The organism is Pseudomonas fluorescens (assembly GCF_005938625.1).
Lineage (GTDB): Bacteria > Pseudomonadota > Gammaproteobacteria > Pseudomonadales > Pseudomonadaceae > Aquipseudomonas > Aquipseudomonas fluorescens_BD.
In genome coordinates this window covers 42,899-56,235 of the sequence record NZ_VCNJ01000057.1, presented here as the reverse complement: position 1 = coordinate 56,235, position 13,337 = coordinate 42,899, and the positions used below count along the sequence as shown (strand labels likewise).

Annotated in this window: 14 protein-coding genes and 3 tRNA genes; 9 read left to right on the top strand and 8 right to left on the bottom strand. The window is 58.1% G+C overall.

Annotation, left to right across the window (positions count from 1 at the left end; translation table 11 throughout):
- The first annotated feature begins 57 nt into the window (after nt 1-57).
- The 8 genes from modA (at nt 58) to FGA82_RS32615 (ending at nt 6,632) form a co-directional block, all read left to right on the top strand.
- Nucleotides 58-825 carry a molybdate ABC transporter substrate-binding protein gene (gene modA / locus FGA82_RS27310; protein ID WP_141129494.1) on the top strand — a complete coding sequence of 256 codons (768 nt, stop codon included), beginning with the start codon at nt 58-60 and terminating at the stop codon, nt 823-825.
- Nucleotides 826-1,506, top strand: coding sequence for a molybdate ABC transporter permease subunit (modB, locus tag FGA82_RS27305; protein ID WP_141129493.1), 681 nt, complete (start codon nt 826-828; stop codon nt 1,504-1,506).
- A 3-nt stretch (nt 1,507-1,509) separates the two neighbouring features.
- Nucleotides 1,510-2,589 (top strand): molybdenum ABC transporter ATP-binding protein, encoded by a 1,080-nt coding sequence (gene modC, locus FGA82_RS27300; protein ID WP_141129492.1) that lies wholly within the window; start codon nt 1,510-1,512, stop codon nt 2,587-2,589.
- Nucleotides 2,590-2,661: 72 nt separating this feature from the next.
- Nucleotides 2,662-3,699 (top strand): DNA topoisomerase IB, encoded by a 1,038-nt coding sequence (locus FGA82_RS27295; protein ID WP_141129491.1) that lies wholly within the window; start codon nt 2,662-2,664, stop codon nt 3,697-3,699.
- 143 nt (nt 3,700-3,842) lie between these two features.
- Nucleotides 3,843-5,480 (top strand): ATP-binding cassette domain-containing protein, encoded by a 1,638-nt coding sequence (locus FGA82_RS27290; protein ID WP_141129490.1) that lies wholly within the window; start codon nt 3,843-3,845, stop codon nt 5,478-5,480.
- Between the two features lie 71 nt (nt 5,481-5,551).
- Nucleotides 5,552-5,782 carry a hypothetical protein gene (locus FGA82_RS27285; RefSeq protein WP_141129489.1) on the top strand — a complete coding sequence of 77 codons (231 nt, stop codon included), beginning with the start codon at nt 5,552-5,554 and terminating at the stop codon, nt 5,780-5,782.
- Between the two features lie 118 nt (nt 5,783-5,900).
- Entirely contained in the window at nt 5,901-6,131 is a 231-nt protein-coding gene (locus tag FGA82_RS27280; RefSeq protein ID WP_007912278.1) for a hypothetical protein, read from the top strand.
- 216 nt (nt 6,132-6,347) lie between these two features.
- Complete coding sequence (locus FGA82_RS32615; protein WP_141129488.1) at nt 6,348-6,632, top strand: hypothetical protein; 285 nt, start codon at nt 6,348-6,350, stop codon at nt 6,630-6,632.
- A gap of 65 nt (nt 6,633-6,697) precedes the next feature.
- On the opposite strand, the gene FGA82_RS27270 is transcribed toward FGA82_RS32615, so the two are convergent.
- From FGA82_RS27270 to FGA82_RS27235, 8 genes are all read right to left on the bottom strand, one after another.
- Nucleotides 6,698-6,784 (bottom strand) — tRNA-Leu (locus FGA82_RS27270).
- A 192-nt stretch (nt 6,785-6,976) separates the two neighbouring features.
- Nucleotides 6,977-7,050, bottom strand: a tRNA-Cys gene (locus tag FGA82_RS27265).
- 47 nt (nt 7,051-7,097) lie between these two features.
- A tRNA-Gly gene (locus tag FGA82_RS27260) sits at nt 7,098-7,173 on the bottom strand.
- A gap of 60 nt (nt 7,174-7,233) precedes the next feature.
- Complete coding sequence (gene pgsA, locus FGA82_RS27255) at nt 7,234-7,794, bottom strand: CDP-diacylglycerol--glycerol-3-phosphate 3-phosphatidyltransferase (RefSeq protein WP_007950102.1); 561 nt, start codon at nt 7,792-7,794, stop codon at nt 7,234-7,236.
- 32 nt (nt 7,795-7,826) lie between these two features.
- Nucleotides 7,827-9,650 carry an excinuclease ABC subunit UvrC gene (gene uvrC, locus FGA82_RS27250; protein ID WP_141129487.1) on the bottom strand — a complete coding sequence of 608 codons (1,824 nt, stop codon included), beginning with the start codon at nt 9,648-9,650 and terminating at the stop codon, nt 7,827-7,829.
- Nucleotides 9,651-9,652: 2 nt separating this feature from the next.
- Nucleotides 9,653-10,294, bottom strand: coding sequence for a response regulator transcription factor GacA (gene gacA, locus FGA82_RS27245; RefSeq protein ID WP_016984198.1), 642 nt, complete (start codon nt 10,292-10,294; stop codon nt 9,653-9,655).
- 127 nt (nt 10,295-10,421) lie between these two features.
- Nucleotides 10,422-10,865 carry a GNAT family N-acetyltransferase gene (locus FGA82_RS27240; RefSeq protein ID WP_141129486.1) on the bottom strand — a complete coding sequence of 148 codons (444 nt, stop codon included), beginning with the start codon at nt 10,863-10,865 and terminating at the stop codon, nt 10,422-10,424.
- A complete protein-coding gene (locus FGA82_RS27235; protein WP_141129485.1) occupies nt 10,862-11,623 on the bottom strand; it encodes a carbon-nitrogen hydrolase family protein in 762 nt (253 codons plus the stop codon). The genes FGA82_RS27240 and FGA82_RS27235 overlap by 4 nt, the downstream gene beginning before the upstream one ends.
- Before the next feature lie 615 nt (nt 11,624-12,238).
- Between FGA82_RS27235 and FGA82_RS27230 the strand changes: the two genes are divergently transcribed.
- Entirely contained in the window at nt 12,239-13,315 is a 1,077-nt protein-coding gene (locus tag FGA82_RS27230) for a 3-deoxy-7-phosphoheptulonate synthase (RefSeq protein WP_141129484.1), read from the top strand.
- Nucleotides 13,316-13,337: the final 22 nt, after the last annotated feature.

Sequence of the window (13,337 nt, the reverse complement as noted above, 5' to 3'; positions counted from 1 at the left end):
CGCAGTCCACCTCCAACAATAACTGCCCAGTGCACACGCCAACAACGGAGCTGTTACATGACCATTCGTGCCTCACGTTTTGCCCCTACCTGCCTGGCCGCTTTGCTGGCGACCTTCGCCTTCGGCGCTGCTCAGGCTGATGAAGTCCAGGTAGCGGTAGCCGCCAACTTCACTGCACCGATCCAGGCCATCGCCGCCGACTTTGAGAAAGACACCGGCCACAAACTGGTCGCAGCCTATGGCGCCACTGGCCAGTTCTACACCCAGATCAAGAACGGCGCGCCGTTTGAAGTGTTCCTCTCGGCTGACGACACCACCCCGGAAAAACTTGAAAAAGAAGGCGACACCGTCAAAGGTTCGCGCTTCACCTACGCCATCGGCACGCTGGCGCTGTGGTCGGCGAAAGAAGGCTATGTCGATGCAAAAGGCGAGGTGCTGAAAAAGAACGAATACCAGCACCTGTCCATCGCCAATCCGAAAGCGGCTCCCTACGGTCTGGCCGCTACGCAAGTGCTGGAAAAGCTCAAGCTGACCGAAGCCACCAAAGCCAAGATCGTTGAAGGTCAGAACATCACTCAGGCTTACCAGTTCGTTTCGACCGGCAACGCCGAGCTGGGTTTTGTCGCCCTGTCGCAGATCTACAAGGACGGCAAAGTCAGCAGCGGTTCGGCATGGATCGTCCCTGCCAGCATGCACGACCCGATCAAACAAGACGCCGTGATTCTCAACAAAGGCAAAGACAACGCCGCCGCCAAGGCCCTGGTTGAATACCTCAAAGGCCCGAAAGCCGCTGCAGTGATCAAGTCCTACGGTTATCAGCTCTAAATGTCGCTGACGACTGCCGATTTCGCGGCGATCTGGCTGACCCTGAAACTGGCGTCCCTGACCACCGCGATCCTGCTGGTTGTCGGCACTCCGATTGCCCTGTGGCTGTCGCGCACCCGTTCGTGGTTGCGCGGCCCGATCGGGGCGATCGTCGCCCTGCCCCTTGTGCTGCCCCCGACCGTGATCGGTTTCTACCTGTTACTGATGATGGGCCCGCACGGGTTTCTCGGCCAATTCACCCAATGGCTGGGCCTGGGCACCCTGACTTTCAGCTTTACCGGGCTGGTGATCGGCTCGGTGATCTATTCCATGCCGTTCGTGGTGCAACCGTTGCAAAACGCGTTCTCAGCGATCGGCACCCGCCCACTGGAAGTCGCCGCTACCCTGCGCGCCAATCCCTGGGACACTTTTTTCAGCGTGATTCTGCCACTGGCTCGCCCCGGTTTTGTCACGGCGGCGATCCTCGGTTTCGCGCATACCGTCGGTGAATTCGGCGTGGTGCTGATGATCGGCGGCAACATTCCCGACAAGACCCGCGTAGTTTCCGTACAAATTTATGACCACGTCGAAGCGATGGAATACGCACAGGCGCATTGGCTGGCCGGGGCGATGCTGGTGTTCTCGTTTCTGGTGTTGCTGGCGTTGTACTCCAGCCGCAAGACTCGCGCAGGCTGGAGCTGATTGATGATCGATGTACGTTTGAACATTGCCTATTCGGGTTTCAGCCTCGACGTCGACCTGAACTTGCCGGGCCGCGGGGTGACTGCGCTTTATGGGCACTCCGGCTCAGGTAAAACCACCTGCCTGCGTTGCATCGCCGGACTTGAGCGCGCCGAACAGGGCTTTATCCGGATCAACGACGAAGTCTGGCAGGACAGCGACAACGGCATTTTCGTCCCGCCGCACAAACGTGCGCTCGGCTATGTGTTTCAGGAAGCCAGTCTGTTTCCGCACCTGTCGGTGTTGGCCAATCTGCAATTCGGCCTCAAGCGCATTGCCAAGTCGCAGCGTCGGGTCGACATGGCGCAGGCCACCGAACTCTTGGGCATCGGTCATTTGCTCGAACGTCATCCGCAGCACTTGTCGGGAGGCGAGCGCCAGCGTGTCGGCATCGCCCGAGCGTTACTGACCAGCCCGAAACTGTTGCTGATGGATGAGCCACTGGCGGCGCTCGACAGTCAGCGCAAAGGTGAAATCCTGCCTTACCTGCAACGCCTGCATGACGAACTGGACATTCCAGTGCTGTACGTCAGTCACGCCCAGGATGAAGTCGCACGGTTGGCCGATCACCTGGTGTTGCTCAGCGAAGGCAAAGCATTGGCCAGCGGCCCGATCGGCGAAACCCTCGCACGTCTGGATCTGCCGATGGCGATGGGCGATGACGCAGGCGTGATCATTGAAGGCCAGGTTTGTGCCTACGATGCGGACTACCAATTACTGAGCCTGCAATTGCCGGCGACCGAGATGAGCATTCGGGTGACGCACGCGCCAATGGCAGTGGGTCAGGCCCTGCGCTGCAAGGTACATGCCCGCGATATCAGCCTGACCCTGCAGAATAGCGAGTTCAGCAGCATTCTCAATCGACTGCCGGTGACGGTGGTCAGCGAGCAGTCGGCCGACAACGCCGCCCACGTGCTGATTCGTATCGATGCGGGCGGCACCCCGCTGCTCGCGCGCATCACGCGCTATTCCAGAGATCAATTGGGCGTGCACCCGGGCCAGCAATTATGGGCGCAGATCAAAGCGGTCGCGGTCCTCGCCTGAATCATTCGGCACGACGGCAATAGCGTGCGGTCAATCGTTGTACAGAACGCCTCGCCATCGAAGGAAACCGCCATGCCCGACACCGAGTTGATCGCCGAATTGCCATCCGACCTGCATTACGTCGATGACACCCAGCCCGGTATCACCCGCAAAAAACTGCGTGGCAAGTTCAGCTACTTCGAACCGTCCGGCCAGCGCATCAGCGATCCGGACGAAATCAAACGCATCAATGCCCTCGCCGTACCGCCAGCCTATACCGACGTGTGGATTTGCCCCGACCCGCGCGGTCATCTGCAAGCCACCGGCCGTGATGCCCGTGGCCGCAAGCAATATCGTTATCACGCTCGCTGGCGCGAAGTGCGCGATGCCGACAAATATTCGCGGCTGCGCGAGTTCGGTCTGGCGTTGCCGAAATTGCGCAAGCAACTGGAAGCGCTACTGGCGGCGCCCGGCTTCAGTCGCGACAAGGTCATGGCCACGGTAATCACCCTGCTCGATGCCACGCTGATCCGCGTTGGCAACACGCAATACGCCCGTGACAACCGTTCCTACGGCCTGACCACCCTGCGTAGCCGACATGTCGAGGTCAACGGCAGCGCGATCCTGTTCCAGTTCCGCGGCAAGAGCGGCATCGAACACCAGATCACCGTCAAGGATCGACGCCTGGCGCGCATCATCAAGCGCTGTCTGGAGATTCCCGGACAGAACCTGTTTCAGTACCTGGATGAAAACGGCGAACGTCACACCGTCAGCTCTTCCGACGTCAACACCTACCTGCAAACCCTGACCGGCGCCGATTTCACCGCCAAGGATTATCGCACCTGGGCGGGCAGCGCGTTGGCCTTGGCGGTGTTGCGCGAGTTGCAATGGGAGTCCGAGACGGAAGCCAAACGGCATGTGGTGGAGATGGTCAAAGGCGTCGCCAAGCAGTTGGGCAACACCCCAGCGGTCTGCCGAAAATGCTACATCCACCCCGCCGTGGTAGAAAAATTCATGCTCGGCGCCCTCGCTGAACTGCCCCGTCCGCGCGTGCGCAAGGGCTTGCGTGCAGAGGAAGTGGCGTTGGCGATGTTTCTTGAGCGAATGAGCGAAATGACCGACGTGCCTTGATCCGCTGCACAGCGTCGTCTAGGCTAGCCACCTTCTCACCCTCCGGACGACCGCAGAAGTGAACAACCCAGCCTTCTAAAAATGTAATCGCGACACGCCCTCTCGGTGCTTGTCAGTGTCCACGACATTTTTTGGAGGTGCCGATGACTCACGTCTCGCGTACAGCCGCACTCGTTTCCCTGAATCAACTGGGTTTTCAGTTTGCCAATGGTGCAACGCTTTTCGAAAACCTGAACCTGAACCTTGATGGTCAACCGACCGCTATCGTCGGGCGCAATGGCGTCGGCAAAAGTGTGCTCGCACGTCTGATTGCCGGGGATTTGCAGCCTGACTCCGGCAGCGTGGTACGTTCAGCGTCCGCGCACTATGTCGCCCAAACCTTCGTCACCACACAGGGACAAACCGTAGCTGACGCGACTGGAACAGCCACGGTGCTCCGCGCACTGGATCGACTGAAACTCGGTTATGCCACAACCGAAGATTTCGATCTCATCGGCGAACGCTGGGATCTGACGGAACGTTTGCGCCAAATGCTCGATGAGGCCGGGCTGACCGATATCACCGCGACGGATCTGACCGAAAATCTCAGCGGTGGCCAACAAGCCAGAATTGCCTTGATCGGTGCACTGCTGAGTCAGGCGCAGTTGCTTCTCCTCGACGAACCCACCAACCACCTCGACTCTGCCGGTCGGCAGTGGCTGATGAGTTGGCTTGAACGCTGGCATGGTGGCCTGATTATCGTCAGCCACGACCGGCAACTGCTGGAGCACATGCAGCGAATCGTCGAACTTACGCCTCTGGGGGCAAGCGTCTTCAGCGGACGGTTTTCGGAATTCGCCGAGCATCGCCGGGTACATCAACAAGCGGCGCAGGCGCAGCTCGATCAGGCCCGTATAGAGCGTCAGCGCGAACGCACGCGACTGCAACGCGAGCACGACACGATTCAGCGCCATGCGGCCGGCAGCCGGCGCAATGCGCAAACTGCCAACGTCTCTGGGTTCGAACGGGCCGCGTTGAAAGCGGCCGCGCGGGACATCATGGGGCACATAAAAGTCGGCCATCAGGCACGCAAGGCCGATCTGGATGAGCGCGTTCGTGAGGCGTACGCCAATGTGCTGGCGGACGACGGCATGCTGATCAATCTACCGGGCAGTGTGGTTCCGAGTAACCGCCGGGTGTGCACGCTGATCGACGCGTGCTTGCCATGGTTGCCGGTCGATGCGCCCAGCACGCGACTTGATCTCATCCTTCAAGGACCGATGCGTATTGCTGTCAGCGGGCACAACGGTTGTGGCAAATCGACGTTGTTGAAATTGCTCGCAGGCGAAGAGTCGCCCGTCAGTGGCGAGTGCAACACGCATGTGCCATTTGCCTTTCTCGATCAACAGCTGAAATTGCTGGATGACCACTCCTCCATTGTCGATCAGTTGCAGGCACAGCACACGCCCCTGAGCGAAGGCACGTTGCGCAGTTACCTCGCTCAGCTGCAACTGGATGCGCAGCGTGTCACTCGGCCTTGCGCCTCACTCAGTGGTGGCGAACGCCTGAAAGCTGCACTTGCGCTGGCACTGTGGCGCCAGACACCCGCGCAATTACTACTGCTGGATGAGCCCACCAATCATCTTGATCTGGCTTCGGTGGAAGCTTTCGAACACGCCTTGCAGACATTTCCTGGAGCGATTGTCGTGGTTTCCCACGATCAGGCGTTTCTACACGCGTTAAACCCAAGCCATTGTCTGACTTGGCACTCCGAGGGCTGGCGCTGGCAACCGACGAGCTGAACGGTGTATTTTTTGCACGATTGCCGTGGGCTTCTATAGTTGATGTGACACGAATCAGCTGCGGTGACGCCATGGAAGACATTTTCGTCGTGAAGCGTTGCAACAAGATCATCATTCACGGCCGACGCGCCGGTGACAGCCAGCATGATCCCGCAGAAGCCATTGGCTGGCATCGCATCTGTGACACGCGCACGGGCGGTTTCATCGGCGATGGCTACGACGCCGAGGAAGACGCGCAGCGCGAATGCAAGCGTCTCAACGCAGTCAGTTCCCCACTACCGGCCCGCGAATCGTCCGGCTGATGCCAATCAGAAGCGGGTCTATACTGAAACCAGCTGAAGGAGCAGCACCCCACGGCAGAAGGCTCGCAACACGCGGGCTTTTTGCTGCAGCTCAGGTTTCATAGAACGGAGGTGTTCCATGTCCGAAAAAGAGTCCATCACCACCCTCCTCACCCTGCTCGACGCTCGACAAGCGCGCCTCGCGGCCGCCTGCAAAGAGATCGCCGACTGGGTCGACCACCAAGGCGGACACCCGACCGCCCTGCGCATCCGTGACCGGCTGAACGACATCGAGAAGGATGCTCCGCTGATTCGCAATACGCTGTCGGCGCTCAAGCCCCTTGATCGGCCACTGCCTCGGTTCAGATAACGTCGTTGAACCTGCTACATCGAAATATGCCTCTCAAGCGGTGACACACGGGTCACCGCGTGCTCGTCTGGCTGTGATGTTTATTCTCCCTGCAATGACTTCGTAGCAAAACACCTCACTCACCCGCCCGCGTGCGAGTGTTTGTGCCTGGGCCGGATGCCGAACGGTGCAGTCCGTGAGTTGTCAAAACTCATACATGTCGCAAAGGAGACGGTTATGGTTATCCATTTCAACGTCGACGGGCATCTGGCCTGTGGACATAAAGGCGAGCAACTTTCGGCAAGCCGCGAGCTCAATCGTGTGAAGTGCCGCAGTTGCCGCAATACCGATGCCTACAAACAGGCACGAAAGGATCAGCGCAACGCGGCCCGAAGAATGTCCCGCCAGGGCAAAACCACACACAGCGCAACAGACTGGCGCGCAGAATGGATCGAACGGTTGACAGCAATGGCCGGTCTTCAGCGCTTGCCTCGGGGTTTTAGCGGGCAGGCGTTCGTTTAGCCCCGCATAAAAAAGGCACAAAAAAAGGCCTGCATGAGAAAACTCATGCAGGCCTTTGATATTCATGGTGCCCGAAGCCGGAATCGAACCGGCACGCCCTTACGAGCGGGGGATTTTAAGTCCCATGCGTCTACCAGTTTCGCCATTCGGGCGGTAGCGCGGTGCTGTTTTCTACTGCAACGTCGCGATCCTGACAGGATCAAACTTGAACAGCAGAGCGGGAAATATATACATCACTTCCCAGTGAAGCAAGTTCGCAAAGGCCGTTTTTCAAGACTAAATCTTGCAGCGCAGTGCAAATAAAAAAGCTCCGTAAATCATGGATCTACGGAGCTTGTTTATAGTGGAGGCCGAGGTCGGAATCGAACCGGCGTAGGTGGATTTGCAATCCACTGCATAACCATTTTGCTACTCGGCCTCAAAACATTTGTTATCAGTAGCACAACAACAAATGCGTTTTAAACTTGGAGCGGGAAACGAGACTCGAACTCGCGACCCCGACCTTGGCAAGGTCGTGCTCTACCAACTGAGCTATTCCCGCTTGGTGATGCGCATTCTATAGAATTAAGAAGCTCCGTCAACCCCTTGATTCAAAAAAGTTTTATTTCTTTTCAACATCGGTCTTCAGGTGCGGCCAGGCAGCGCGAAGGTATTGAACCATCGACCACAATGTCAGGCCAGCAGAGACCATCAGCAAGGCGTAACCCAGGATAACCCAGAAGCTGAAATCCTTTGGATTGGCCAGCAGGATTACCAACGCGAGCATCTGCGCGGCGGTTTTCCATTTACCGAGATTCGAAACGGCTACGTGGGCACGGGCGCCGAGTTCGGCCATCCATTCGCGCAAGGCCGAAACCACAATCTCGCGACCGATGATGACAGCAGCCGGCAGAGTGAGCCAGAGATTGCCGTGCTCCTGGACCAGCAGCACCAGTGCCACCGCAACCATGAGTTTGTCGGCGACCGGATCGAGAAACGCACCGAACGGAGTGCTTTGCTCCAGACGACGGGCCAGATAACCGTCCAGCCAGTCCGTCGCTGCCGCAAAGGCAAACACCGAGGCGGAGGCCATGTAACTCCACTGGTAAGGGAGGTAGAACAGCAAAATGAAGATCGGGATGAGCAGGACGCGTAGAACGGTAATCAGATTAGGGATATTCATCGGCACAACTGGCTACGAGGTGAAGGGGCATTCTACTCGCTATGCAGGTTCGCATAAATCGACTCTGCGAGCTTTTTACTGATCCCCGGGGCTTTGGCGATCTCTTCGATGCTTGCACGAGACAGCTCCTGCAATCCACCAAAATGTTTCAACAAGTCGCGACGTCGGGTTGGCCCAACGCCCGCTACGCCTTCCAGCGTTGACGTACGGCGGGTTTTGCCTCTCCGTGCGCGGTGTCCTGTAATCGCGAAGCGGTGAGCCTCATCGCGGATCTGTTGAATCAAGTGCAGCGCGGGCGAGTCGCCACGCAATGTGAACTCGTGCGCCGCATCATTTAGATACAACGTTTCGAAGCCCGCCTTGCGAGTGGCGCCTTTGGCGACACCGAGCAGAATCAGATCCGGTACGGCCAACTCGTTGAGAACATCTCGAGCCATCGACAGCTGACCCTTGCCACCGTCCACCAGCAAGATGTCCGGCAACTTGCCCTCGCCTTCCTTGAGTTTGCTGAAGCGTCGTGTGAGGGCCTGATGCATGGCGGCATAGTCGTCACCCGCCGTGACACCCTCGATGTTATAACGCCGGTAATCGGACTTGATCGCGCCTTCCGGGCCAAACACCACACACGACGCAACCGTCGCTTCACCACTGGAATGACTGATGTCGTAGCATTCCAGACGCTGCGGCGGCTCATCCAGGTTCAACACTTCAGCCAAAGCCTCAAACCGCGCTGCGGTGTGTTGACGGTTGGCCAGGCGCGCGCCCAACGCCTGTTCTGCGTTGGTCACAGCCAGTTGCTGCCAGCGTGCACGCGTACCACGCACCCGATGGCTGATGGCCAATTCACGGCCACGCAGCTCATGGATCGCTTCGATCAGCGTCGGAAAATCTTCATGCACCACGTTGACGATCAGTTCGCTCGGCAAATCTCGCTCAGGGCTGCTGATGAAATACTGGCCAAGAAACGCGGCCATGACTTCCGACACGTCCTCTTCGATTCCGACTTGCGGGAAGAAATTCTTGCTGCCCAACACCCGTCCGCCGCGCACGCTGATCAAATGCACGCAGGCTCCGCCCGGGTTGACGAATGCCGCGATGACATCGATATCCCCCGTGCCGCCTTCCATGCTCTGTTGATCCTGGACCCGACGCAGCAGTGCGATCTGATCGCGCAATTCGGCAGCTCGCTCGAATTCCAGGTTGATCGCGGCCTCCTCCATCGCTGTCGACAGTTCGTTGGTCAGTGCGTGACTGCGCCCCTCAAGAAACATGACCGAGTGACGCACGTCTTCGGCATAAATCTGGGGCTCGACCAGCCCGACACAAGGCGCTTTACAACGCTTGATCTGATATTGCAGACATGGACGGGTACGGTTCCTGTAGTAACTATCTTCACACTGGCGAACGAAAAAGGTCTTTTGCAGCAGACTCAGGCTTTCGCGTATGGCGCCGGCGCTCGGATAGGGGCCAAAGTATTTGCCTTTGGCTTTTTTCGCCCCGCGATGAATGCTCAGGCGCGGGAACTGCCCGTCGGACAGAAACACGTAGGGATAGGATTTGTCGTCGCGCAACAGAATGTTGTACGGCGGGCGCCACTCTTTGATCAGCGTTTGCTCAAGCAGCAGCGCTTCGGTTTCGTTGGCGGTGATGGTCGTTTCGACCTGCGCAATGCGCCCGACCAACGCTGCAGTCTTGGGCGCCAGACCGGTTTTGCGGAAGTAGCTGGCCAAGCGTTTTTTCAGGTTCTTGGCCTTGCCCACGTACAACAGACGCGCATCGCTGTCGAACATGCGGTAGACGCCCGGGCGTCCGCTGACTGTTGACAGAAACGCGCCGGAATCGAATGTTTCAGTCATGGTCAGAGGCTGGCATCAACCATGCCGTGACGAACCGCCAACAGTGTCAACTCGACGTCGCTGCTGATCGAAAGCTTCTCGAAAATACGGTAGCGGTAGGTGTTCACGGTTTTCGGCGACAGGCAAAGCTTGTCGGAAATGATCTGTACCTTCTGACAGCCGACAATCATCAACGCGATCTGAATTTCCCGCTCGGACAAGGCGTCGAAGGGCGAATCATTGGACGGCTGAAAGGATTTGATCGCCAATTGCTGGGCAATCTGCGGACTGATATAGCGCTGGCCGGCAAACACCAGGCGAATGGCTTGAACCATTTCCGGCAGACCCGCGCCTTTGGTCAGATAACCCGCAGCACCAGCCTGCAGCAAGCGTGTCGGGAACGGATCCTCTTCACACACCGTCACTGCGACCACCTTGATATCCGGATGACTGCGCAACAGTTTGCGCGTGGCTTCCAGGCCGCCGATGCCAGGCATCTTGACGTCCATCAGCACCACATCGGGCTTCAACTCTCGGGCCTTGATCAGGGACTCTTCCCCGGACTCGGCCTGGCCAACCACCTGCAAGCCATCGATATCGGCCAGCATACGTGTAATGCCTGTGCGAACGAGATCATGGTCATCGACCACTAGCACCCTAATCAAGCAGACACCTCGCGATATGGTCATATTGGGATGCCGGACACCTTAGCAAAAAGTACCCCACAGACCTAGCAGAAAGCGTCATTTAAAAAGTTTCAATTCATCATAGAGGGCTTGCCGGCCGTGGGTTTCAGAGCACATGTGTACTTATATCAAGCTGCATTCGCAGAAAACACTCGTCCCGACCCTGCACCTGTAGTCCTTTTCTTTCATACAAGTTTCTCGCCGGATTATTGTCGAATACGGTCAGGCGTAAAGCGGGGCGTCTTTCTTTGCGGGCCAAGTCGATAACCTGATCAATCGCCCAAGAACCTGCGCCCCGCCCCTGAAACGCTTCAGCAATCTGCAGTTCACGAATGTACAACGCGCGCACATCCCGGCTGAGGCTGAGAAAGCCCACTGGCGCATTACCGTGCACTATCAGCCAGTTCTGCCGCCCCGACCACGCCACGTCAAACGCCTCGTCCTGCCACAACAGTTCATGATGAATGAAATAGCGCAGCATGTTCTGACAGGTGAGATCGCGGGCAAACGACAGATCGTCCAGAACAGCAAGCCGTAACCGGAATATCATTGAGCCTGCACAACAGGAACAACTCGCCCCTGCCAAACACCGTCACTACGCTGGGCGACCACCAAAAGGTCGCCCGCCCCCGGTGCTGCGACGATTAATGAACCGTCTTCAGCCCAGATACCACTGCGTCCCGCGGACTGCCAACCGCCAGTCAGCCCACCGTGATTGGCCATCAGCACAGCCATCGAGTGTTGCCGGGCATAGCCCTGAAGTATGGCGGTGTCGGCTGCATAACCTTTCTCGCTGATCAATACACCGGCGGCGTATAAGCCAGCGCCCATTTCTGCTGCCGCAGCAGCATGACTGGCATGGGTGAAATCGGCGCACACCGCCAGCGCGACCACTTCCTCGCCGATGTTCAGGCACGGCCCGCCAAAACCGGGGGCGAAAACAAGCTCCTCACCAGCGTGCAAATGCTGCTTGCTGTACACACCGAGCGAACCATCAGCGCCCAGGACCAGAGCACCAATACGCACCGAGTTACTGTCCTCGAGCCTGATCGGTATGCCGACAACGGCAGTCACACCCAGCTCTCGGGCCAAATCCCTGAGGGGTTGCAGCACGCCATCTTGCGGGGCAACTGCCAGAGCTGCCGCCACCTCTCCTTCATAGCCAGTCAACGACAACTCGGGAAAAGCCAGCAATTGGACGCCCTGCTCCGCCGCCATCTCAATCAAGCGACTGTGCCGGGTAATATTTCCAGAAAGATCCCCGGCAATGGAAATCGTCTGGGCAGCAGCAATGGTCAGTGTCGACACGGTTCATCCTTGGTAATCAGGCAAAACGCAGAGTGTCGCCACTCTTGCGTGACCCTGGCAATAGGCCTTTTGTTGATGACGCGATAGCAATTTCTGATTGCTGAGGCGTATCGGCCTCTAGTAAGCTCGGCCCATTCATTGGAGACAGACCATGCTCAACGCCCTCTCACAGCTTCTTACCGCCAGCGCACTGCGCTCGGTTGCGGCTGCCCGGGTGAATGACGTATGTGCTCCGGTCAGCTTTTATTTTGGGTATTGGTTTAGCCACTGGCGCGCCTGATACCTAAACGGCGCCCATAACAACGGGTCGCCTACCAGAGAATTCTCAACCCCCGGTCGGCTTCCCGACCGGGGGTTTTGTTTTTTCAGCCCCGAATTTTTCAGCAACACACCAGACACTTTGAGGAATCACGAAATGAACTACGCCACTTATTACCGTTACGACAGCTTTAGCGCCTGGCGATTTACCAGCTTCCGCTCGGGACAGCCTGCCGCCTCCGATCGGTCACCTATAGGTGGCAAGCACACACACGTAGCCAATACGGCCAACTGTCGAACACCCCAGTAGGGCCGAGCGAGCGGGAAGCACCCGCCGCCAGCCCAGGAAAACCGAATATGAACTCGTCCGTTTCTGCTCTGCCGCTGTCCACCCTGAACCCTGCCAACGAAGCATTGACTCTGCGTCTACCCAGCTCGTTGCAACTCAAGCAACAATTGCCCCTGAGCAATGCCTTGAGCCAGCAAGTTGCCGCCCATCGCCAGGCGGTTCGCGCCATTCTCAATGGTCAGGACCAACGTCTGCTGGTCATCGTCGGCCCCTGCTCTATCCACGATCCGCAATCCGCACTTGAATACGCCGGCAAACTCGCTCGACTGGCTGAAGAAGTCAGCGGCGAAATGCTGTTGGTGATGCGCGCCTACGTCGAAAAACCGCGTACCACGGTCGGCTGGAAAGGCCTTGCCTACGACCCGCACCTGGACGGCAGTGATGACATGGCGGGCGGCCTTACCCTGTCACGCGAGCTGATGCTGGAAATGATCCGCCTCGGCTTGCCGGTGGCCACCGAGTTGCTGCAACCCATGGCTGCCGGGTACTTCGATGACCTGTTGAGCTGGGTGGCCATTGGCGCGCGTACCACTGAATCGCAGATCCACCGTGAAATGGCCAGTGGACTTGGCATGCCGGTGGGCTTCAAGAATGGCACCGACGGCGGCGCCGCCATTGCGGTTGACGCCATGCGTTCGGCAGCCCATCCGCACCGGCATTTCGGCGTCGACAGCCAAGGGCACCCGGCCGTCATTCAAACACCAGGCAACCCCGATACTCATCTGGTCCTGCGCGGGGGCCATAAAGGGCCGAACCATGATCGCGAGAGCGTGGCAAAAATCCACGCTGACCTGGACAGACTGAAGATTCCGAGCCGAATCATGGTCGACTGTAGCCACGCCAACAGTGGCAAGGATCCATTGCGTCAGCCAGGCGTCTTCAACGAAGTGCTTGAGCAACGCTTGCAAGGTGATCGCGCTCTGATCGGCATGATGATTGAATCTCACCTGCTCGAAGGTTGCCAACCGCTGACCGAATCCTTGCGCTACGGGGTTTCAATCACCGATGGCTGCCTCGGTTTCAGCGCAACAGAACACTTGCTGCGTGCCGCCGCCCAGCGCCTCGCCGAGCACGCCAGAGATTGACTTCCAGACCAACCCTGCGGAC

Excerpts from the sequence above, each read along its gene's own strand:
- modA (WP_141129494.1), top strand. The coding sequence starts at position 58 with ATGACCATTCGTGCCTCACGTTTTGCCCCTACCTGCCTGGCCGCTTTG.
- modB (WP_141129493.1), top strand. The coding sequence starts at position 826 with ATGTCGCTGACGACTGCCGATTTCGCGGCGATCTGGCTGACCCTGAAA.
- modC (WP_141129492.1), top strand. The coding sequence starts at position 1,510 with ATGATCGATGTACGTTTGAACATTGCCTATTCGGGTTTCAGCCTCGAC.
- FGA82_RS27295 (WP_141129491.1), top strand. The coding sequence starts at position 2,662 with ATGCCCGACACCGAGTTGATCGCCGAATTGCCATCCGACCTGCATTAC.
- FGA82_RS27290 (WP_141129490.1), top strand. The coding sequence starts at position 3,843 with ATGACTCACGTCTCGCGTACAGCCGCACTCGTTTCCCTGAATCAACTG.
- FGA82_RS27285 (WP_141129489.1), top strand. The coding sequence starts at position 5,552 with ATGGAAGACATTTTCGTCGTGAAGCGTTGCAACAAGATCATCATTCAC.
- FGA82_RS27280 (WP_007912278.1), top strand. The coding sequence starts at position 5,901 with ATGTCCGAAAAAGAGTCCATCACCACCCTCCTCACCCTGCTCGACGCT.
- FGA82_RS32615 (WP_141129488.1), top strand. The coding sequence starts at position 6,348 with ATGGTTATCCATTTCAACGTCGACGGGCATCTGGCCTGTGGACATAAA.
- pgsA (WP_007950102.1), bottom strand. The coding sequence starts at position 7,794 with ATGAATATCCCTAATCTGATTACCGTTCTACGCGTCCTGCTCATCCCG.
- uvrC (WP_141129487.1), bottom strand. The coding sequence starts at position 9,650 with ATGACTGAAACATTCGATTCCGGCGCGTTTCTGTCAACAGTCAGCGGA.
- FGA82_RS27240 (WP_141129486.1), bottom strand. The coding sequence starts at position 10,865 with ATGATATTCCGGTTACGGCTTGCTGTTCTGGACGATCTGTCGTTTGCC.
- FGA82_RS27230 (WP_141129484.1), top strand. The coding sequence starts at position 12,239 with ATGAACTCGTCCGTTTCTGCTCTGCCGCTGTCCACCCTGAACCCTGCC.